At 71.9% G+C, this 19,446-nt stretch carries 15 protein-coding genes, 4 tRNA genes, 1 other RNA gene and 1 pseudogene; 10 read left to right on the forward strand and 11 right to left on the reverse strand.

Going from position 1 to position 19,446, the window contains the following annotated elements:
- Window positions 1-82: 82 nt before the first annotated feature.
- From ACFWRT_RS32655 to purS, 4 genes are all read right to left on the reverse strand, one after another.
- Window positions 83-595, reverse strand: a complete 513-nt coding sequence (locus ACFWRT_RS32655; protein ID WP_380953139.1) for an ArsR/SmtB family transcription factor — start codon at window positions 593-595, stop codon at window positions 83-85.
- Between the two features lie 113 nt (window positions 596-708).
- Window positions 709-2,958: a phosphoribosylformylglycinamidine synthase subunit PurL gene (gene purL, locus ACFWRT_RS32660; RefSeq protein ID WP_380953140.1), complete on the reverse strand. Its 2,250-nt coding sequence runs from the start codon at window positions 2,956-2,958 to the stop codon at window positions 709-711.
- Window positions 2,955-3,635: a phosphoribosylformylglycinamidine synthase subunit PurQ gene (purQ, locus tag ACFWRT_RS32665; RefSeq protein WP_380953141.1), complete on the reverse strand. Its 681-nt coding sequence runs from the start codon at window positions 3,633-3,635 to the stop codon at window positions 2,955-2,957. The genes purL and purQ overlap by 4 nt, the downstream gene beginning before the upstream one ends.
- Window positions 3,632-3,883, reverse strand: coding sequence for a phosphoribosylformylglycinamidine synthase subunit PurS (gene purS, locus ACFWRT_RS32670; protein WP_015610108.1), 252 nt, complete (start codon window positions 3,881-3,883; stop codon window positions 3,632-3,634). The genes purQ and purS overlap by 4 nt, the downstream gene beginning before the upstream one ends.
- A 465-nt stretch (window positions 3,884-4,348) precedes the next feature.
- On the opposite strand from purS, the gene ACFWRT_RS32675 reads away from it, so the two are divergent.
- From ACFWRT_RS32675 to ACFWRT_RS32710, 8 genes are all read left to right on the forward strand, one after another.
- Window positions 4,349-4,684 carry a histone-like nucleoid-structuring protein Lsr2 gene (locus ACFWRT_RS32675; RefSeq protein ID WP_380953142.1) on the forward strand — a complete coding sequence of 112 codons (336 nt, stop codon included), beginning with the start codon at window positions 4,349-4,351 and terminating at the stop codon, window positions 4,682-4,684.
- A gap of 215 nt (window positions 4,685-4,899) precedes the next feature.
- Window positions 4,900-4,971, forward strand: a tRNA-Gly gene (locus ACFWRT_RS32680).
- Window positions 4,972-5,050: 79 nt separating this feature from the next.
- Window positions 5,051-5,123, forward strand: a tRNA-Gly gene (locus tag ACFWRT_RS32685).
- A 156-nt stretch (window positions 5,124-5,279) separates the two neighbouring features.
- Window positions 5,280-6,335: an ABC transporter ATP-binding protein gene (locus ACFWRT_RS32690; protein ID WP_380953143.1), complete on the forward strand. Its 1,056-nt coding sequence runs from the start codon at window positions 5,280-5,282 to the stop codon at window positions 6,333-6,335.
- The gene (locus ACFWRT_RS32695) at window positions 6,332-7,144 is read left to right on the forward strand and encodes an ABC transporter permease (protein ID WP_380953144.1); all 813 of its coding nucleotides are present in this window, start codon (window positions 6,332-6,334) and stop codon (window positions 7,142-7,144) included. The genes ACFWRT_RS32690 and ACFWRT_RS32695 overlap by 4 nt, the downstream gene beginning before the upstream one ends.
- Before the next feature lie 118 nt (window positions 7,145-7,262).
- Window positions 7,263-8,636 carry a sensor histidine kinase gene (locus ACFWRT_RS32700; protein ID WP_380953145.1) on the forward strand — a complete coding sequence of 458 codons (1,374 nt, stop codon included), beginning with the start codon at window positions 7,263-7,265 and terminating at the stop codon, window positions 8,634-8,636.
- Window positions 8,637-8,650: 14 nt separating this feature from the next.
- Entirely contained in the window at window positions 8,651-9,310 is a 660-nt protein-coding gene (locus tag ACFWRT_RS32705) for a response regulator (protein ID WP_380953146.1), read from the forward strand.
- A gap of 23 nt (window positions 9,311-9,333) precedes the next feature.
- Window positions 9,334-9,406 (forward strand) — tRNA-Gly (locus tag ACFWRT_RS32710).
- Window positions 9,407-9,459: 53 nt separating this feature from the next.
- Here the strand turns inward: ACFWRT_RS32710 and ACFWRT_RS32715 are convergent.
- The 6 genes from ACFWRT_RS32715 to ffs form a co-directional block, all read right to left on the reverse strand.
- The gene (locus tag ACFWRT_RS32715) at window positions 9,460-10,383 is read right to left on the reverse strand and encodes a phosphoribosylaminoimidazolesuccinocarboxamide synthase (RefSeq protein ID WP_380953147.1); all 924 of its coding nucleotides are present in this window, start codon (window positions 10,381-10,383) and stop codon (window positions 9,460-9,462) included.
- A gap of 117 nt (window positions 10,384-10,500) precedes the next feature.
- Complete coding sequence (locus tag ACFWRT_RS32720; RefSeq protein ID WP_380953148.1) at window positions 10,501-11,955, reverse strand: N,N-dimethylformamidase beta subunit family domain-containing protein; 1,455 nt, start codon at window positions 11,953-11,955, stop codon at window positions 10,501-10,503.
- A 160-nt stretch (window positions 11,956-12,115) separates the two neighbouring features.
- Complete coding sequence (locus ACFWRT_RS32725; RefSeq protein ID WP_380953149.1) at window positions 12,116-13,834, reverse strand: hypothetical protein; 1,719 nt, start codon at window positions 13,832-13,834, stop codon at window positions 12,116-12,118.
- Between the two features lie 338 nt (window positions 13,835-14,172).
- Window positions 14,173-15,450: a phosphoribosylamine--glycine ligase gene (purD, locus tag ACFWRT_RS32730; protein ID WP_380953150.1), complete on the reverse strand. Its 1,278-nt coding sequence runs from the start codon at window positions 15,448-15,450 to the stop codon at window positions 14,173-14,175.
- Between the two features lie 205 nt (window positions 15,451-15,655).
- A complete protein-coding gene (locus ACFWRT_RS32735; protein WP_380953151.1) occupies window positions 15,656-17,926 on the reverse strand; it encodes a DNA polymerase III subunit gamma and tau in 2,271 nt (756 codons plus the stop codon).
- Window positions 17,927-18,028: 102 nt separating this feature from the next.
- Window positions 18,029-18,125: signal recognition particle sRNA small type (gene ffs / locus ACFWRT_RS32740), an RNA gene on the reverse strand.
- A gap of 142 nt (window positions 18,126-18,267) precedes the next feature.
- On the opposite strand from ffs, the gene ACFWRT_RS32745 reads away from it, so the two are divergent.
- Together ACFWRT_RS32745 and ACFWRT_RS32750 are read left to right on the forward strand one after the other, a co-directional pair.
- Window positions 18,268-18,355, forward strand: a tRNA-Ser gene (locus tag ACFWRT_RS32745).
- A 415-nt stretch (window positions 18,356-18,770) separates the two neighbouring features.
- Window positions 18,771-19,199: a hypothetical protein gene (locus tag ACFWRT_RS32750; protein WP_359373846.1), complete on the forward strand. Its 429-nt coding sequence runs from the start codon at window positions 18,771-18,773 to the stop codon at window positions 19,197-19,199.
- 159 nt (window positions 19,200-19,358) lie between these two features.
- Here the strand turns inward: ACFWRT_RS32750 and ACFWRT_RS32755 are convergent.
- A pseudogene (locus ACFWRT_RS32755) lies at window positions 19,359-19,446 on the reverse strand (IS5/IS1182 family transposase); the annotation flags it as partial.

Below are 19,446 nucleotides of genomic sequence, written 5' to 3' on the forward strand. Positions count from 1 at the left end.
GTCGTGTCGGTCGTTCCTGGCGTCGCGACGGTCGGTCGAGGCGCGGCGTCGGTCGGTCGAGGCGCGGCGTCGGTCTCTCCGGTCAGGGCCGCGCCGCCGTCAGCACCACCAGCAGCGGCACGACCCGGGCGGGCGGCACCTCGTACCTGCCGCGCCCGGCCGCGTGCAGCCAGCCCGCGCCGGTCAGTTGGCGCAGGTGGTGGTAGATCTGGCCGGTGGTGCCGACCGCGTCGAGCGCGGCCAGTTCGGCGGCGGTACGGCGGCCGCCGAGGATCTCGCGGAGCAGGCGCAGCCGTACCGGGTGGCCGAGCGCGGCGAACGACTCGGCCGCGTCCGTCCAGTCCCCGTCGAACAGGGCCTCGGTGAACGCGCCGTACTGCCACCCGTACTGCTCGCCGGTGGGCAGCCGGACCGAGCCCGTGTAGAGCACTCCCCCGTCGGCCCCGGCCTCCCCGACGCCCGCGAGCTGCTGTTTCAGCCCTTCCAGCGCCCAGAAGTCGCCGTCGCCCAGGCGGGGGGACCCGGACTCGGAGTCCTGCTGCTCCAGTGCCGTGAGTCGTCGCTCCAGCTCGGCGACCCGCTGCTCCAGCTCCATGACACCAACCTTACGTAATTACGTAATCCCTATCAAGAGGACGGGGAAGAACTGCCGAAGCCCCCGCCCGGAGGTCCGGGCAGGGGCTTCGCAGACGCCGGTCGGCGCGCGGCTCAGGCGAGCAGCGCGGGGATCGTCGCCTCGTGCGCCGTACGGAGCTCGCTCAGCGGGATGCTGAACTCGCCCTGGATCTCGATCTCCTCGCCGTCCACGACACCGATCCGGGCGACGGGCAGACCCCGCGCGCCGCACATGTCGTTGAAGCGGAGCTCCTCGCTGCGCGGGATCGCGACGACCGCGCGCCCCGCCGACTCGGAGAAGAGGAACGTGAACGTGTCCAGGCCGTCCGGCACGACCAGCCGGGCGCCCTTCCCGCCGCGCAGGCAGGACTCGGTGACCGCCTGGATCAGGCCGCCGTCGCTCAGGTCGTGCGCGGCGTCGATCATGCCGTCGCGCGAGGCGGAGATGAGGATCTCGGCGAGCAGCTTCTCGCGGCCGAGGTCCACCTTGGGCGGCAGGCCGCCGAGGTGGTTGTGGACGACCTCGGACCAGGCCGAGCCGCCGAACTCCTCAGCCGTGTCGCCCAGCAGGTAGAGGAGCTGGCCCTCTTCCGCGAAGGCGACCGGCGTACGCCGGGTGACGTCGTCGATCACGCCGAGCACGGCCACGACCGGCGTCGGGTGGATCGCCGTCTCACCGGTCTGGTTGTAGAGCGAGACGTTGCCGCCGGTGACCGGGGTGCCCAGCTCCAGGCAGCCGTCCGCGAGACCACGGGTGGCCTCGGCGAACTGCCACATGACGTCCGGGTCCTCGGGGGAGCCGAAGTTGAGGCAGTCCGAGATGGCGAGCGGCTTGGCGCCGGAGGCGGCGACGTTGCGGTACGACTCCGCCAGCGCGAGCTGCGCGCCGGTGTACGGGTCGAGCTTGGCGTACCGGCCGTTGCCGTCGGTCGCCATCGCCACGCCGAGGTTGGACTCGGCGTCGATGCGGACCATGCCCGCGTCCTCGGGCATCGCGAGCACGGTGTTGCCCTGCACGAAGCGGTCGTACTGGTCGGTGATCCACGCCTTGGAGGCCTGGTTCGGGGAGGCGACCAGCTTGAGGACCTGCTCGCGCAGCTCGGCGGCGTTCGCCGGACGGGCGAGCTTTCCGGCGTCGTCCGCCTGGAGCGCGTCCTGCCAGGACGGGCGGGCGAACGGGCGGTGGTAGACCGGGCCGTCGTGGGCGACCGAGCGCGGCGGTACGTCGACGATCTGCTCGCCGTGCCAGAAGATCTCCAGCTGCGAGCCGTCGGTCACCTCACCGATGACGGTGGCGATGACGTCCCACTTCTCGCAGATCTCCAGGAAGCGGTCCACGTGCTGCGGCTCGACGATCGCGCACATGCGCTCCTGCGACTCGCTCATGAGGATTTCCTCGGGCGAGAGGGAGGAGTCGCGCAGCGGCACGGTGTCCAGCTCGACGCGCATCCCGCCGGAACCGGCGGAGGCCAGCTCGCTGGTGGCGCAGGAGAGCCCGGCGCCGCCGAGGTCCTGGATGCCCGCGACGAGCTTCTCCTTGAAGATCTCCAGGGTGCACTCGATGAGGAGCTTCTCCTGGAACGGGTCGCCGACCTGGACCGCCGGGCGCTTGGCCGGGCCGGTGGACTCGAAGGTCTCGCTCGCCAGCACCGAGACGCCGCCGATGCCGTCGCCGCCGGTACGGGCGCCGTACAGGATGACCTTGTTGCCGGGGCCGGAGGCCTGCGCGAGGTGGATGTCCTCGTGCTTCATCACGCCGATGCAGCCGGCGTTGACCAGCGGGTTGCCCTGGTAGCAGGAGTCGAAGACGACCTCGCCGCCGATGTTGGGCAGGCCCAGGCAGTTGCCGTAGCCGCCGATGCCCGCGACGACGCCCGGCAGGACGCGCTTGGTGTCGGGGTGGTCGGCGGCGCCGAAGCGCAGCGGGTCGACGACCGCGATCGGACGGGCGCCCATGGCGAGGATGTCGCGGACGATGCCGCCGATGCCGGTGGCCGCGCCCTGGTAGGGCTCGATGTACGAGGGGTGGTTGTGCGACTCGACCTTGAAGGTGACCGCGTACCCCTGGCCGACGTCCACGACGCCGGCGTTCTCGCCGATGCCGACGAGCATCGCGTCGTTGGCGGGGACCTTCTCGCCGAACTGCTTCAGGTGGACCTTGCTGCTCTTGTACGAGCAGTGCTCCGACCACATCACCGAGTACATGGCGAGTTCGGCGCCGGTGGGACGGCGGCCCAGGATCTCGCGGATCCGGGCGTACTCGTCCTCCTTGAGGCCGAGCTCCTTCCAGGGCTGCTCGGCGTCCGGGGTCTCGGCCGCGTGCTTGACCGTATCCAGGCTCATGCGTTGACCAGCTTCTTGATGATCGAGGTGAAGAAACCGAGGCCGTCGGTGCGGCCGGTGCCGATGAGCGGCTCCACGGCGTGCTCCGGGTGCGGCATCAGGCCGACGATGTTGCCCGCGGCGTTGGTGATGCCCGCGATGTCGCGGAGCGAGCCGTTGGGGTTGCCGTCCAGGTAGCGGAAGGCGACGCGGCCCTCGGCCTCCAGCTCGTCGAGCGTGTGCTCGTCGGCGGTGTACCGGCCGTCCATGTTCTTGAGCGGGACCTTGATCTCCTGGCCGGCGCTGTAGTCCGAGGTCCAGGCGGTCTCCGCGTTCTCCACCCGCAGCGACTGGTCGCGGCAGATGAAGTGGAGGTGGTTGTTGCGCAGCATCGCGCCGGGCAGCAGGTGCGCCTCGGTCAGGATCTGGAAGCCGTTGCAGATGCCGAGGACCGGCATACCGCCCTTGGCCTGCTCGATGAGCGGCTCCATCACCGGCGAGAAGCGCGAGATCGCGCCGGCCCGGAGGTAGTCCCCGTAGGAGAAACCGCCGGCCAGGACGACCGCGTCGACCTGGTGCAGGTCCTTGTCGCGGTGCCACAGCGATACGGGCTCCGCGCCCGCGATCCGGACGGCCCGCAGAGCGTCCTGATCGTCGAGGGTGCCGGGAAAAGTGACGACGCCGATACGGGTGGTCACTTCTCCTCCTCCACCTTCACGGTGAAGTCCTCGATGACGGTGTTGGCGAGGAAGGTCTCGGCCATCTCGTTAATACGGGCGAGGGCGGCGTCGTCGACCGGTCCCTCGACCTCCAGCTCGAAACGCTTTCCCTGACGAACGTCCGCGATTCCCTCAAAGCCGAGACGGGGCAGCGCACGCTGCACCGCCTGTCCCTGCGGGTCGAGGATCTCCGGCTTGAGCATGACGTCGACTACGACGCGTGCCACTGGCACTCCCGGTGTGGTGGTGTGGTGCGGCTGTCTCTCCGGGGGGTTCCCCAGACCCCCGCGGGTCCACTCAGCGTACCTGGCCGAAAATTCTACGCGGGTAGATATCGGACGGAACGGAGGCCGGGCGCGGACGCCGCCATCCCGGCGCAGATCACGCCGCGATATCGACCGCGACAACGTGCGGGAAAAGTCCTGGAAAAAAATCATGCCCGGATTGCCTGCGGACACGCGGAAGTAATTGGCTGGGCTTCACAATGCGGTACCGACCGCTGTACAAATGATTACCGGGGAAAGCAGCATTGCTCCGGGACACCGAACGACCGGAACAACCCGGAACACACCGGAACAGTCGACAGCAGTCGATCCGTATCCGTATCCACATCCGCATCCGCCTGACAGCCGGAAGGCCGGCCCATCGGCGCACGCACGACGCGCCGACGCCGTAGGAAAGGACCGATATCCGTGGCTCAGCGCGTAGTGGTTACGCTCTCCGACGACATCGACGGAGGAACAGCGGCGGAAACGGTCACCTTCGCCCTGGACGGGAAGACGTACGAGATCGACCTCAATCCCGCCAACGCGAAGAAACTGCGGAAGGCCCTGGCCCCTTACGTGGCGGCCGGCCGAAAGCAGACAAATGCCGGTAAGCACGGCAGGACCCCCGCGTCGTACCACCACACCTCCCTCGCCCCGGACCCCGCGGCCGTCCGCGCCTGGGCCCGCTCGCACCGGATGGAGGTGCCGGCCCGCGGCCGGATCCCGAAGAAGGTCTACGAGGCGTTCAACGCGTCCGGTTGAGCCCGGGGCGTGAGCGTCCGTCCGCCGCGCGGCGGACGCTCCGTCAGGCGCCGTGCGGACGGGGTGCGCAGGGGCGGGACCGGGGTCCGGAGAGCCGGCCGGCGGCGCGCTCCGGGGGACCCGCCGGGAGCCGACTTGCGCGACACCCCCGCAGGTCGGCTAGAGTCTGGAGCACGCCGAGGGGCGAGGCCGAAAAGCCGGATCCCGAGCCGCGTGCGGGTGTAGTTCAGTAGTAGAACATCCCCCTTCCAGGGGGAAGGCGCAGTGTGCAATTCCTGTCACCCGCTCTGCACGACTCTTCAGACCACTCCGTTGGATCAGGTAGAGTAGTGCTCGCTCCACCGGTGAAAGCCGAGTGGCTGCACTGCGGACGTAGCTCAGTTGGTAGAGCGCAACCTTGCCAAGGTTGAGGTCGCCAGTTCGAACCTGGTCGTCCGCTCCGGAAGACAAAGGCCCTGATCGATTTCGATCAGGGCCTTTGTCGTGTCCGTCTGTCGTGTCCGTCTGTCATGTCCGTCTCCGCCATGACGTTTGTCATGAGCAGTCGTGACAGCGCGCACTGCTCGCGGGCCCGCTCCGGCGGAAGACTCGAAGCATGACCAGCCAAGACTTTCTCAGCGACCGAACGACAGGTGGCCCGGCAGACGCGGAGACGGTGATCGCGGCGGACGGGGTCCGCCGCAGCTACAAGGACGGCTTCGAGGCCGTGTCCGGGGTCTCCTTCTCCGTGGCACGGGGCGAGCTGTTCGCCCTGCTCGGGACGAACGGCGCGGGCAAGACCTCCACCGTGGAGCTCCTCGAAGGACTGGCCCTCCCGACCGCCGGGACCATCAAGGTCCTCGGCCACGACCCGTACCGCGAACGCGCGGCCGTCCGGCCCCGGACCGGGGTGATGCTCCAGGAGGGCGGCTTCCCCTCCGACCTCACGGTGATGGAGACCGCGCGGATGTGGTCGGCGTGCACCACCGGCGCCCGCCCCGCCGCCGAGGCCCTGGAGATGGTCGGCCTCACGAGCCGGACCGGGGTGCGGGTCAAGCAGCTCTCCGGCGGCGAGAAGCGGCGCCTGGACCTGGCGCTGGCCCTGACCTCGCGGCCCGAGGTGCTCTTCCTGGACGAGCCGACGACGGGGCTGGACGCGGAGGGGCGGCGGGACACCTGGGACCTCATCCGGGCACTCCGGGACGGCGGCACGACCGTACTCCTGACCACGCACTACCTGGAGGAGGCCGAGGCGCTCGCGGACCGGCTGGCGATCATGCACCAGGGGCAGATCGTGACGGCAGGGACGACCGCCGAGGTCACCGCGTCGCAGCCCGCCAGGATCCGGTTCACGCTGCCCGACGGCGTACCGGCAGGGCACCTTCCGCTCTCGCTGCGGGCGGCGGCGGAGGGGCAGCGGATCGAGATCCGTACCTCCGGGCTCCAGGAGTCGCTGCACGAACTCCTCGGCTGGGCACGGGAGTCGGGCGTGCAACTGCTCGGGCTTGACGCCCGTTCCGCCTCCCTGGAGGAGGCGTTCCTCCAGATCGCGAACACCCAGCTCCGCTCCCGCGCCGACGACCCGCGCCGGGCGGGGACCAGGCCCACGGACGGCACGAAGAAGAACACGGACGAGAACACGGACGACACGACGAAGAAGGTGACGGCATGACGACCCCGACCGTCCTCGCAGGCCCCCGCAAGCCCCCTTCGCAGGCCTCCGCCTCCGCACGGCGGCTCACCGCGCTCGCCCGCGCCGAGCTGATCCTGCTGGTCCGCAACCGGTCCGCGATCTTCGTGGCCCTGGTGCTGCCGATCGTGATGATCTTCTCGATCCGGGCCTCGCTCCAGCAGATCGACCTCGCCGGCACCGGCCTCTCCATCGCGGGCGCCGCCCTGACCGGCGGCATCGGCATCGTGCTGGTCCAGGTCGTCTACATGACCCTCGTCACCGGGTACGTCACCCGGCGCGAGGAGCTCGTCCTCAAGCGGTTGCGCACCGGCGAGGTCACCGACCGCGAGATCCTGACCGCCAACGCGCTGCCCGCCGTCGCGCTGGCGCTCCTCCAGGTCGTGCTGCTGGTCGCGGCCGGCGCGGTCGCCTTCGACCTGAGCGCGCCGAAGCGGCCCGAGCTGTTCCTGGCGGGGCTGCTGGTGGGCCTCGTGATGATGTCCGGCCTGGCGGCCGCGACCTCCGCGGTGACCCGGACGGTCCAGACCTCGCAGCTCACCACGTTGCCGCTGTTCTTCGTCTCGCTCTTCGCCTCCGGGATCTTCGTCCCGCTGGACATCTTCCCGGACGGCCTGGCCTCGGTGTTCGAGCTGCTGCCGCTGACCGGCGTGATGACCCTCATCCGGCACGGCTGGCTCGGCGGTGTGGAGGGCGGCGACCTGCTCACGGCCGGGGTGGCGGCGCTGGCCTGGACCGCGTTCGCGGTGTTTGCTGTGCAGCGGTGGTTCCGCTGGGACCCGCGGGGCTGAGCAGGGCGGTTCAGGGCGGTGGGTCCGCTGGGACCCGCGGGGCTGAGCAGGGCGGTTCAGGGCGGTGGGTCCGCTGGGACCCGCGAGGCTGAGCAGGGCGGTTCATGGCGGCGACAGGATGAAGGGGCTGGACGAGGTGATCGGTCGAGTACGGGGCTTGCGGCGCGGCTGGAACGAGCGGACCAAGCTCCAGCGCATCGACCTCTACACCCGCCTCACGCTCTGCGCGCTCCCCTGGGTCTTCCTCGTCACCTGGGGCCTGCTCCCGCTCGGCAAGGCCTTCGGCCAGGGCCCGCTGCCGGTATCCCTGGCGGCGGCGTTCGTCGCGGTGAACGCCGCCCAGTGCGTGCTGAGCAACCGGAACGTGGACCCCGCCTTCGCCCACTACCGGGGCGTGGAGCCGTTCCCGCTGCGGCGGCTGCGGCTTCCCGCGGTGCTGCTGGCGGTGCTGACCGGCCTGCTGGTGGCCCTCGCGGCGGTGGGCGGGGTCGAGGACGCGGGGCTGAGCCTGCTGGTGCTGGACCTGCCCCTGGCGTTCGCGACGCCGTACGTGCTCCTCGTCCCGGCCCGGACGTACCTGCTCCGCTGCGCGGGCTGCGGGGTGGCGGTGGTGGGGCTGCTGGGGGCCGTCGGGGTGCCCGGCCGCACGCTGTTCGGGTCGGCCGTCTCGCTGCTCGTCGGCACCGTGCTGGTGCTCATCTCGACCCGGCCGAGCGCCTGGAGCCTGTCCGTGATGTGGCAGGCGGAGGAGGCGCGGGACATGCAGGCGCGGCTGGCGGTGGCGGAGGAGCGGCTGCGGTTCGGCCGGGACATGCACGACGTGCTGGGCCGGAACCTCGCCGTGATCGCGCTGAAGAGCGAGCTGGCCGTGGAGCTGGCCCAGCGCGGGAACGCGACGGCCGTGGACCAGATGGTCGAGGTGCAGCGGATCGCCCGCGCCTCCCAGCAGGAGGTACGTGATGTCGTACGGGGCTACCGCGAGGCCGACCTGCCCACCGAACTGCTCGGCGCCAAGGGCGTGCTGGAGGCCGCCGGGATCGCCTGCACCGTCGAGGGCGCCGACGGCCCGGCGGGGGTCGGGGCGCCCCCGGCCGTCCAGGCGGCCCTCGGCTGGGTGGTCCGTGAGGCGGCGACCAACGTGCTGCGCCACGGCGACCCTCGGGTGTGCGTGATCCGGCTCCGGACGGTGGGGGGTGCGGTGGTGCTGGAGGTCGAGAACGACGGGGCGGGGGCGGCCCCTCCGGGTGAGGGCGGCTCGGGTCTGGCCGGGCTGCGGGAGCGGCTCGCGGCGCTGGGCGGGTCGCTGGAGGCCGGGGCGGTCGGGGACGGCCTGTTCCGGGTCACGGCGACGGTCCCGCTGACGGCCCCCCGTAACCGTTCCGACGCCGCCTCTCCGGACGAACGCTCCGCCTCCCCGGACGAACGCTCCACTTCTCCGGACGAACGCTCCATTTCTCCGGACGAACGCTCCACTTCTCCGGACGAACGATGACCACCGAGGGGAACATGACCACCGAAGGATCCGAAGGCCCTGAAGGCCCCGAAAGCCGTGGAAGCCGACCCCTGCGGGTGCTGCTCGCCGACGACGAGCACCTGATCCGGGGCGCGCTGGCCGCGCTGCTCGCCCTGGAGGAGGACCTGGTGGTGGTCGCGGAGGCGGCAAGCGGACCCGAGGCGCTCGCGATGGCCCTCGCGCACCGGCCCGATGTCGCCGTCCTCGACCTCCAGATGCCGGGCGCGGACGGTGTGAAGGTCGCCACATCGCTCCGCAGTGAACTGCCCGGCTGCCGCACCATGATCGTGACCAGCCACGGCCGCCCGGGCCATCTGAAGCGGGCGCTGGCCGCCGGCGTACGCGGGTTCGTGCCGAAGACCGTCAGCGCCCGCCGGCTCGCCGAGATCATCCGTACCGTCCACGCCGGAAACCGCTATGTCGACCCGGAGTTGGCGGCCGACGCGATCTCCGCCGGGGACTCCCCGCTGACCGCCCGGGAGGCCGAGGTGCTCGAACTGGCGGCGGACGGGGCGCCGGTCGCGGAGATCGCGGAGCGGGCCTCGCTCTCGCAGGGGACGGTCCGCAACTACCTCTCCTCGGCTGCCTCCAAGATCGGTGCGGAGAACCGGCACACGGCGGTGCGTCTCGCGCGCGAGCGGGGTTGGGTATAGTGAGCATCGCGCTTCGGCGCAACGCGGACGTAGCTCAGTTGGTAGAGCGCAACCTTGCCAAGGTTGAGGTCGCCAGTTCGAACCTGGTCGTCCGCTCAAGGTAGGCAGAAGGCCCCGGTCCAGACGGACCGGGGCCTTCTCCGTGTTCCCTACGACCAGTTGGAGCCGGTCAGGACCTCGTACGCCTCGATGTACTTGGCGCGGGTCGCGTCCACGATCTCCTGCGGCAGCGCCGGCGGCGGCTGCTCGCTCGCGCGGTCCCAGCCGGAGGCCGGCGAGGTCAGCCAGTCCCGGACGAACTGCTTGTCGTAGGACGGCTGCGCGCTCCCCGGCTTCCAGGTGGCGGCGGGCCAGAAGCGCGAGGAGTCGGGCGTCAGCACCTCGTCGGCGATGATCAGCCGCTCGGTCCCGTCGCCGCCCTCGTCGGGCCTCTCGAATCCGAACTCGAACTTGGTGTCGGCCAGGATGATCCCGCGCTGGTGGGCGATGTCCCGGGCCCGGCGGTAGACGTCGAGCGTCGTCCGCCGCAGCTCGGCGGCGGTCTCCACACCGACCTCGCGGGCGATCTCCTCGTAGCTGACGTTCTCGTCGTGGTCGCCGACGGCCGCCTTCGTGGCCGGGGTGAAGATCGGCCCGGGCAGCTCGGAGCCGTTGACCAGCCCCTCGGGAAGGCCGATGCCGCACACCGTACGGGAGGCGTTGTACTCGGTGAGCCCGGAGCCGGTGAGATAGCCGCGGGCCACGCACTCGACCTGAACCATGCGCAGGGACGTGCAGATGAGAGTGCGGCCCTCCCAGTCCGCCGGGGCGCCGGTCGGCAGCTCGGTGGAGAGGACGTGGTTGGGCACCAGGTCGGCGAGCTGGTCGAACCACCAGAGCGAGAGCTTGGTGAGGACCCGGCCCTTGTCGGGGATCTCGGTCGGCAGGACCCAGTCGTACGCGGAGATACGGTCGCTGGCGACCATCACGAGGTCGCCCGCCTCGTTCCGGTACAGGTCACGGACCTTGCCGGTGTGCAGGTGGGTGAGGCCCGGAACCTGTACGGGCTCGGGCTTTTCTACAAAACCGGACACGGTGCCTCCGCGTAGATTGATCCAGGAGCGGTTCCGATTGTCCCGTATCCGCGAGGCGGCGGCGGGAGCGGGTCGGTGAACACGCCCGGCAACCGTCAGTCCCGCTCGCAGATCCGGTCAGTCGCGCTTGCAGATCCGGTCGAGGAGGTTCGCCGTCGCCCGTTGGATCCGGCCGTCGGTGTGGCCCGGGCGGTCCAGGGCCGGGGACCAGGCGAAGGTGCCGGAGGCGAAGACCAGCGCGCCGGAGGGGGCCTGGTAGAGCGAGGTCTCCTGGTGGCGGGTGGCGCCCTCGGAGTCCTGGTACGGGGAGTGGGCGAGCAGGATCCGGTTGTCGTGCTCGGGCAGGCTCGTACGCGGGAAGTAGCGGTCGGCCTCACCGGCGACCAGGCCCGGGATCTCGTCGCCGTCGGCCGCGCCCGTGGCGTCCCAGAGCCAGTGCTCGGCGTTGCGCACGACCAGCGGGCCGGCCTCGGGGACCCGGCCCGCGTACTGGATGCCGAGGAGCTGCTGCTCGGGCCGGTCCACCTCGCGCCAGAGCGCGGACTTCCCCGGGCCCCGGCGCTTGCGGCAGGTCAGCAGGCGGTCGGGGATGCCGGAGGCGGAGGGGGCGAGGCCCACCTGCCAGTACATGGTGTTGGCGGAGAGGAAGACGAGCGAGGTGCCGCAGTCGCGGGCGCGCTCGGCGGCGCGGCGCATGGGCGTGGACCAGTACTCGTCGTGGCCTGGGAAGACCAGGCCCCGGTAGCGGCTGGGGTCGATGCGGCCCGCGTGCAGGTCGCGGGCGTCGGCGTAGGCGAGGTCGTAGCCGTATCTCTCGGCCCAGCGGATGAAGTCGTACGCGTGCCCCACGTGCAGCGGCAGGCCGGCCCCGGCGTACGGGCGGTCGAAGGAGATCGTGACGGCGGCGTCCTCCTCGCCGAGGAGCCGCCCCCGCTCGTCCCACGCGTGATAGAGGCTGGCGCCGGTCCGGCCGTCCTCCGGATAGAGGTTGTACGCCTGCCAGGTGATGTCCGGGAGCAGGAGCAGCAGGTCGGCGGGGTGGTCGTGGCGGACGGTGAACGGGATGTGCGAGCGGTACCCGTCGGCGGTCGTCAGGACGGCCACGTACGCGCCGACCGACCAGTAGCTGGGGATCTGGAGCCGCCAGGACATCCACCAGTGGTGGCAGGAGACGGTCCGGTCGGCGGCCAGCGGCGGCGGCTGGACGATGCCGGAGAGGCGCGGGCTCGTGGTGATCTTGGCCGCGCCGTCGCCGCCGTAATGACCGATCCGGTAGACGTCCACGGAGAACTGCTGGGGCGGGTCCACGGTGATGTGGAAGTCGACGGCCTCGCCGGGGGCGGCCGCTCCGGGCGAGACGAAGCCCTTGATCTGGCGGTGCACGTCGTCGGCGGGGCGGGTGCCGCCGCCGGTGGAGCGACCGAGGTCGGCGTACCAGGGGACGACCTGGCCGGTGTCGTCGAAGTAGTTCTCACTGCCGCGCAGCCAGGGCAGTGGGCCCTGGCCGAAGGGGTCGCTCACCGCGTGCGCGAGGGCGCCCGACTCCCACCGGCGAATCTGCTCCGCCCCCATGCCGCGCCCCTCCCTCAGGTCCCCCGGACAACTCCGGCGCGCACGATGCCAGCGCCGATCCCCAGCACATCACATAACGCACGCACTCCGTCACCCTTCGTCGCTAATTGACGTGAACGGAACCATCCCTTCCGGCCCGTGCGCGTTCTGGCTTCAGGGGTCACACCAGCCGCACCGGTTTGTCGGAGCGGACGCCCACCTCGGCCAGCCAGGACCGCAGCGGATCCGGGTCGCCGTCCTCGACCAGGCTGAGGACCGGCACCGCGAGGTCCGCCCGGCGCTCGCCGTCGACGAGCAGCGCGGGGCCGTCCAGCCAGTCGAGGCCGGGGGCCGCGCCGGCGGTGTCCACGGCCGCGCAGCAGACCATCGCGGCGACATGGTCGGCGAGCAGCTCCGTGCCCGTACGCGGCGGCTGGAGCGGGAAGAGGGGGAGCGGGTCGGGGCCCCAGAGGTCGAGGGGGTCGGCGCCGGCGGCGGAAGCCGTCTGCTGGGCCGGACCGGGCGCCGGGGCCTGGGCGTCGTCGCGGGCGACCGCCGCCCCGATGCCCGCCGCGAGCTCTTCCCCGGGCCCACCGGGGCCGCCGGGACCGGCCAGGTGCTCCATGACGCGGGCCAGGGTGGGCACCGCGGGATCGGTCACGGTGGCCGGGGGTACGCCCATGGCGTCGAGCACCCGGTGCAGCCGGGCCGCCTCCGTACGCCACTTCCGGTCGACGACCTCGTCCGGATACTGCTGCCAGTCCACCGGCGCCCAGTCCGGGCCGCTCTCCGCCGGGCCGCCGTGGAAGAGGCGGGCGGCGAGCAGGGAGGTGGCCTCGTCGGCGATGCCGGGCTCCTCCAGCAGGTCGCAGGCGGGGCGCTCGCCGAGGCGCGAGGTGAAGCCGTCGGCCAGCCGGTCCCGGCGGGAGAGCTCGGTGAGGGCGGAGACCACACCGGCGTCCAGCCGGGAGGGCCAGCGGCCCATCCGCCAGGCGGGCAGCGCGACCCGGGTCAGCAGCCGGTCCCAGCCCGCGTAGGCGAGGCCGACCTGCTCCTGGGCGGCGATGCGGAGCGCGTAGTCGACGCCCTGGGCGCGCATCGAGGCCGTGGCCGCCACGCACCGCTCCATCTCGGCGGCGTGCTCCCGGCAGGCGCGCAGCAGCAGCCGGGCGACCCAGCCGGTGAAGGCGGCCGGGGCCCCGCGCAGCGCTCCGCGGCCCGGGGCGGCTCCGTCGGCCACCGCGGCGTCGAGGCCGCGGACGAAGCGCCGGGCGGCGGCTATGTCGGGGTGCGCGGACGAGTCGGTGCCCGCCACGACGGGGGCGAGGACGGCGCGGAGCTCGGCGACACGCATCCACCAGAGGAAGGGGGAGCCGATGACGAGGACGGGGGCCGCGTTCTTGGCTTCGGGTGCGGCTTCTCCGCTGCTGCTGTGGTGGGTGCGGGTGGTGCCGGTGGTGCCGGTGGTGCGGTGGGTGCGGTTGCTGCGGTGGGTGCGGTCCTCCAGCCAGCTGTCGCAGTCCGGGGTGAGCGCTATGGCCGAGGGCGCGGGGACGCCGAGCCGGTCGGCCAGGTCCCGGACCAGCCGGTAGAGATCGGGGGCCCCTTCCTCCGCCACGGGGACGGTGGGACTCACGGCGGGCCGCGCCCGCGCGACGGACACCGCGACGGCGGCGGCCACCAGCAGCACCACCACGGCGACCGCGAGCACAGCCCAGCGAACGCCGTCCCAGACGGGCCCGCCGAGGTGCCCTTGGGCGCCCGCGGCGAACAGCACGACGGCCACGGCCGCGGGCGTGATCACCACGGCCAGTGCCCTGCTGCGGATCCGCAGCAGGGCGAGCGCTCGGGCCTGTGCGGCCCGCGCACCCAGCTCCTCACCCACGTCGATACCGGACACGGCCGGATGTCACCCCCTCTGCCCCGCGACGGTTGCTCACTCCCCCACTGTGGCACCCGTCACCGACATCGCAATGCCGGTGGGCCAAGTGCCGGAACGCCTGCGCCGCACCCTAGTTGGGGGTTTGGCGGCCGTCATCCGTCTGGCCCAGTCGTCACCCGATGGAATGGCTTTGGGCAAAGCTGCTGACGTGTCCGCGTCCGTAGGGCAGAGCTGCGCCTCCTGTGCCCGCACGGGACGGCCCCTCGCGCCTGCCCCGCGTACGCCGGTGGCGTTCGGGGGCGGCGGGAGGGGCCGGGTGGAGCAGGTGGAGCGGGTGGAGTGGGTGGAGCGGAGGATCAGCCTCCGGCGGCTCCGGGGGCTCCGGGGGCTCCGGCGGCCTTCAGGGCGATGTCCGTCCGGTGCTGGGAGCCGTCGAGGCGGATGCGGCCGAGCGCGGTGTAGGCGCGCTCACGGGCCGCGGCGAGGTCCCTGCCGGTCGCGGTCACCGAGAGGACCCGGCCGCCCGCGCTGACGACGGAGCCGCCTTCCGTACGGGTCCCGGCGTGCAGGACGTACGCGTCGGGCGCATCCTGCGCCGCGACCTCCGCGAGCCCGTCGATCGGGTCGCCGGTGCGCGGGGTGTCCGGGTAGTTGTGCGAGGCGATCACGACGGTGACGGCCGCGTCGTCGCGCCACGTGAGCGGCGCGAGGACGTCCAGGGTGCCGTTGGCGGAGGCGAGGAGGACCCCGGCCAGCGGCGTACGGAGCCGGGCCAGGACGACCTGGGTCTCGGGGTCGCCGAAGCGGGCGTTGAACTCGATGACCCGCACGCCGCGCGAGGTGATCGCGAGGCCGGCGTAGAGCAGCCCGGAGAAGGGCGTGCCGCGGCGGCGGAGCTCGTCGACGGTCGGCTGGAGGACGGTTTCGAGGACCTCGTCGACCAGCTTGGGATCGGCCCACGGGAGCGGGGAGTAGGCGCCCATGCCGCCGGTGTTCGGGCCCGCGTCGCCGTCGAGCGCGCGCTTGAAGTCCTGGGCGGGCTGGAGCGGCAGCACGGTGGTGCCGTCGGTGATGGCGAAGAGGCTGACCTCGGGGCCGTCGAGGAACTCCTCGATGACCACGCGGTCGCAGGACAGGGCGTGGTCGCGGGCGGCGGCGAGGTCGTCGGTGACGACGACGCCCTTGCCCGCCGCGAGACCGTCGTCCTTGACGACGTACGGGGCGCCGAAGGCGTCGAGGGCCTCGTCGATCTCCGCGGGGGTGGTGCAGACGTAGCTGCGGGCGGTGGGGACCCCGGCCCCGGCCATGACGTCCTTGGCGAACGCCTTGGAGCCTTCGAGCTGGGCGGCTTCGCCGGAGGGGCCGAAGCAGGGGATGCCGACCGCACGCACGGCGTCGGCGACCCCGGCGACGAGCGGCGCCTCCGGGCCGACGACCACCAGCCCGGCGCCCAGCTCGGTCGCGAGGCGCGCGACGGCGTCACCGTCGAGGGCGTCGACCGGGTGCAGTTCGGCCACCTCTGCGATGCCGGCGTTGCCGGGGGCGCAGTACAGAGCGGTGACATCGGGGTCGAGGGACAGAGAGCGGCACAGGGCGTGTTCGCGGGCGCCGCCGCCGATGACGAGGACCTTCACGGGGTGCAGCCTAGCCGCCGGGGGCGGCGGGCCCGGACGGCCGCCGGTCCGTGGACGGCTGGTACCGGTGCGGGGAGACGGGGCCGTCGCCTCATGGCGCGCGGCCTCGCCCCCGGTCGCCTGGGGCTGCTTGTCGGGCTTGGCTGCTTGGCTGCTTGGCTGCTTGTCGGGCTTGGCTGCTCGTCGGCCTGGCTGCTCGTCGGCCTCACTGCTCGTTGTTGAACTCCTCCACCACGGTGGCGCCCAGCTCGCGGACGATCAGCTCGTGGCCGGAGAGGGCGGAGTCGACGAGATCCGGGTCGTCGGCCTCCGCGAAGTCGTCCTCGGGGGCGACGGCGTACCCGCCGTGGGAAGGCTCAGGGGCGGGGGGAGCAGCGGGGCTGGGATTGTGGGAGGTCTGGTGAGACTGCTGCGACTGCTGCTGCGACTGCTGCTGCGCGGCGGAGGACGGGGAGGTGGTCGGCCGGGACTGCTGCTGATGGTGCTGCTGGGGGGCGTGCGCCGGGGTGCCTTCGTACGCCGTCGGGGTCGGGGCGGAGGGTGAGGGCGTCGGGGCGGGCGTGTACTGCGGGGCCGGGCGTCCGCCGACGGGGGGCAGGGGGGCCGCGCCGCCGCCGGAGGTGTCGACGACCGCCTCGACCCGCCACTGGGCGTTGAACCGCTCGGCGAGTGCCTGCTTGAGGACTTCCTCGCTGCCGCTGCTGGCGAAGTTGTCGCGGGCGCCCGCGTTGATGAAGCCGATCTGGAGGGTGGTCCCGTCGAACCCGGTGACCTGGGCGTTCTGGCTGAGCAGGATCCAGGTGAAGCGGCGCTTGTTCTTGACCGCCTCCAGGATGTCGGGCCACATGTTCCGGACCTGGCCGGCGCCTTGGGCCATGCCTTGTCCGCCCGCTGCCGGGGCGGCCGGGGCGGAGGGGGCCGCAGGGCCGGCGGGGGCCGGTGCGGGTGCGGCGGGGGGCGGGGTGGCGGGGCCGCTGCCGGGGGCGGACGCGGTGGGCCAGCCGCCGGGGCGCCGGGCCTGCTCACCCCCAGCGGCGGTGGGCCAGGACCCGGGCCGCTGGGCGGGGGCTTCGGCGGGGGGCTGCGGGGCGGCGGCGGGCGGCGCGGCAACGGGCTCGGCGGCGGGCGCGGGGGCCGGCGCCTCGCCCCGTACGGCGGCACGGGCGGCGTCCGGACCGGCGGGGGCCACGGGTGCGGCCTGGGAAACGTGCCCCTGCGGGACGTGGCCTTGCGGGGCATGGACCTCGGGCCCGGGGACGTACCCCATGGGCACAGCGGCGGCGGGCGCGACCGCGAACGAGCCGGCAGCGGCGGCGGACGCACCCCGCTCCAGCCGGTCGAGCCGGGCCTGCATCGACCGCTCGTCGTCGAAGGCGGCGGGGAGCAGGACCCGGGCGCAGATCAGCTCCACCTGGAGGCGCGGCGAGGTGGCACCACGCATCTCGGTGAGCCCGTCGTTGACCAGGTCGGCGGCGCGGCTGAGCTCGGCGGCGCCGAAGACGGAGGCCTGGGCCTGCATGCGCTCGACGACATCGGCGGGGGCGTCGATGAGCCCCTTCTCCCCCGCGTCGGGCACGGCGGCGAGGATCACCAGATCGCGCAGCCGCTCCAGCAGATCGGCCACGAACCGACGCGGGTCGTTGCCGCCCTCGATGACCCGGTCCACGACCTCGAAGGCGGCGGCCCCGTCACCGGCGGCGAAGGCGTCGATGATCGAGTCGAGGAGCGAGCCGTCCGTGTACCCGAGGAGCGAGGTGGCCATGGCGTAGGTCACACCGTCGTCGCCCGCGCCGGCCAGCAACTGGTCCATGACGGACATGGAGTCACGCACGGACCCGGCGCCGGCCCGCACGACGAGGGGCAGGACACCGTCCGCGACGGCGCTGTTCTCCCTCCCACAGACATCGGCGAGATAACTGCGCAGGGTCCCCGGGGGCACCAGCCGGAACGGATAGTGGTGCGTACGCGACCGAATCGTCCCGATGACCTTCTCGGGCTCGGTGGTCGCGAAGATGAACTTGAGGTGCTCCGGCGGCTCCTCGACCACCTTCAGCAGGGCGTTGAACCCGGCCGGGGTGACCATGTGGGCCTCGTCGATGATGTAGATCTTGTAACGACTGGAGGCGGGGCCGAAGAACGCCTTCTCGCGCAGATCACGGGCGTCGTCCACACCACCGTGCGAGGCGGCGTCGATCTCGATGACATCGATGGACCCCGGCCCGTTGCGCGCGAGGTCCTGGCACGACTGGCACTCCCCGCACGGGGTCGGCGTAGGCCCCTGCTCGCAGTTCAGGCAGCGGGCGAGGATGCGCGCACTGGTCGTCTTTCCACAGCCACGCGGCCCGCTGAACAGGTACGCGTGATTGACCCGGTTGTTCCGCAGGGCCTGCTGGAGCGGGTCAGTGACATGCTCCTGACCGATGACCTCGGCGAACGACTCGGGGCGGTAGCGGCGGTACAGCGCAAGGGACGACACATCTACGAGGTTATCGGGGCGGACTGACAACCAACCCCACACGGCCCGCACCGGACCTCCGGCCGGGACTCCGTCCCAGGCGAACCCCACGCCCCCCGGAACGCAAAGGGCCCCCCACGCACCCGCCAGAGCCAACCTACCCTTGCTGCCTTCCGGCCCTGGGGGAGTTCAGTCAGATAGCGCCACGTGAGGGGCTGACGCCCACCTTAGCGGATCCCCACCCCGTCCGGTCCACCCACCCGTCCACCCGGCCACCCCGCCGCCCGACCTGCACCCCCCTCCGAACGATCTCCGGGGAACGTGTTCGCGAGCACCCTCCAACGTCTTGTATTGTTTGCGGCGGAGGATTCGCCTAGTGGCCTAGGGCGCACGCTTGGAAAGCGTGTTGGGGGCAACCCCTCACGAGTTCGAATCTCGTATCCTCCGCCATTGCTCTCACCGGGCAATACGTCGAAGGCCCCCACTGCGTGCAGTGGGGGCCTTCGACGTTGGCGGTCTCAGTTTTGGTCTCAGTTGGCCTCGCGCCCGGGTAGTGGACCGGCCAATCACGGTGGCCATCCGGGAGGAACGGGCGAGGCACGTACGTAGCAGCAGGTCAGTGTCGAGGTTCTCCGTCGTCTTCACGGGGACTCCGTCAAGATGGACGCAGAGCCCTCGCCTCCAGGCCGGTCCAGTGGTGCACGGTTGCCACGCCTTGCTCCCTTCCACCGTCATCGAAGCAGATGCCCGGGTACGGCGGGACGGAAGTGGAACGGAAGTAGAACGACGGGTGATTGGCGAGGAGTTCAGGGGCCGCCATGCTCAGGAGCGTCACCACCTGCCGACTCCTTGGACGGTCCCCAGCATGGAACCTCTCACGGAACATCGCATGGTCAGCGGGCCTGTCGTCTACGGATTCCTGCGGCTGGTGCGGGTCTCCGAAGCCCGGCAAGGAGCGCTGGCCGCCTCGCTCGCCGAGTACTGCCGTAGGCACGAGCTGGAGCTATCCGGCGTCTTCACGGATCGCGAGGCGAGTGCCGACCCCCGCTCGTCGGCCTTCACCGGTCTGCTCGACGTGTTGGCACTGCCGGACGTCTACGGCGTACTCGCCCCGGCCGCTTCCCACCTTGGCCCGAGGGCGATAGCCGCTGAGCGCCGTCGGCAGATCGAGGCGGCCGGCTCCCGGCTGCTGCTCGTCCGACGGCCCCGCCCTGCGCGCCCGCCAGGAGCCTCCCGGGGTGCAGCTTCCCGCCACGGCTGCAGGCCCGCTCACCTCCTGGACGCCGAGTCATGAGGACGACCATGATCGAAACGGACCAATGCTTCTTCAAGGCCACCCCAAAATCCATCCAACAGGCGCGGGATTCGCCACCGCCACCCTGGCCGGGTGGGGCCGTGGTGAACGGATCGAAGATGTCCGTCTCTGCGTCTCCGAGCTGGCGACTAACAGCGGCTAACACAATGAGTTGATCTGTCGGTGGGTGATGAGGCAGCAGGCGAGTTTGAGGAAGGCTTCGTGGATGTCGGCTCGGCGTTCCCAG

It is taken from the genome of Streptomyces cyaneofuscatus (genome assembly GCF_042718795.1).
Taxonomy (GTDB): domain Bacteria; phylum Actinomycetota; class Actinomycetes; order Streptomycetales; family Streptomycetaceae; genus Streptomyces; species Streptomyces cyaneofuscatus_A.

Coding starts and splice junctions, on each gene's coding strand:
- ACFWRT_RS32655 (WP_380953139.1), bottom strand. CDS start 595: ATGGAGCTGGAGCAGCGGGTCGCCGAGCTGGAGCGACGACTCACGGCA.
- purL (WP_380953140.1), bottom strand. CDS start 2,958: ATGAGCCTGGATACGGTCAAGCACGCGGCCGAGACCCCGGACGCCGAG.
- ACFWRT_RS32690 (WP_380953143.1), top strand. CDS start 5,280: ATGACCAGCCAAGACTTTCTCAGCGACCGAACGACAGGTGGCCCGGCA.
- ACFWRT_RS32695 (WP_380953144.1), top strand. CDS start 6,332: ATGACGACCCCGACCGTCCTCGCAGGCCCCCGCAAGCCCCCTTCGCAG.
- ACFWRT_RS32700 (WP_380953145.1), top strand. CDS start 7,263: ATGAAGGGGCTGGACGAGGTGATCGGTCGAGTACGGGGCTTGCGGCGC.
- ACFWRT_RS32705 (WP_380953146.1), top strand. CDS start 8,651: ATGACCACCGAAGGATCCGAAGGCCCTGAAGGCCCCGAAAGCCGTGGA.
- ACFWRT_RS32720 (WP_380953148.1), bottom strand. CDS start 11,955: ATGGGGGCGGAGCAGATTCGCCGGTGGGAGTCGGGCGCCCTCGCGCAC.
- ACFWRT_RS32750 (WP_359373846.1), top strand. CDS start 18,771: ATGGAACCTCTCACGGAACATCGCATGGTCAGCGGGCCTGTCGTCTAC.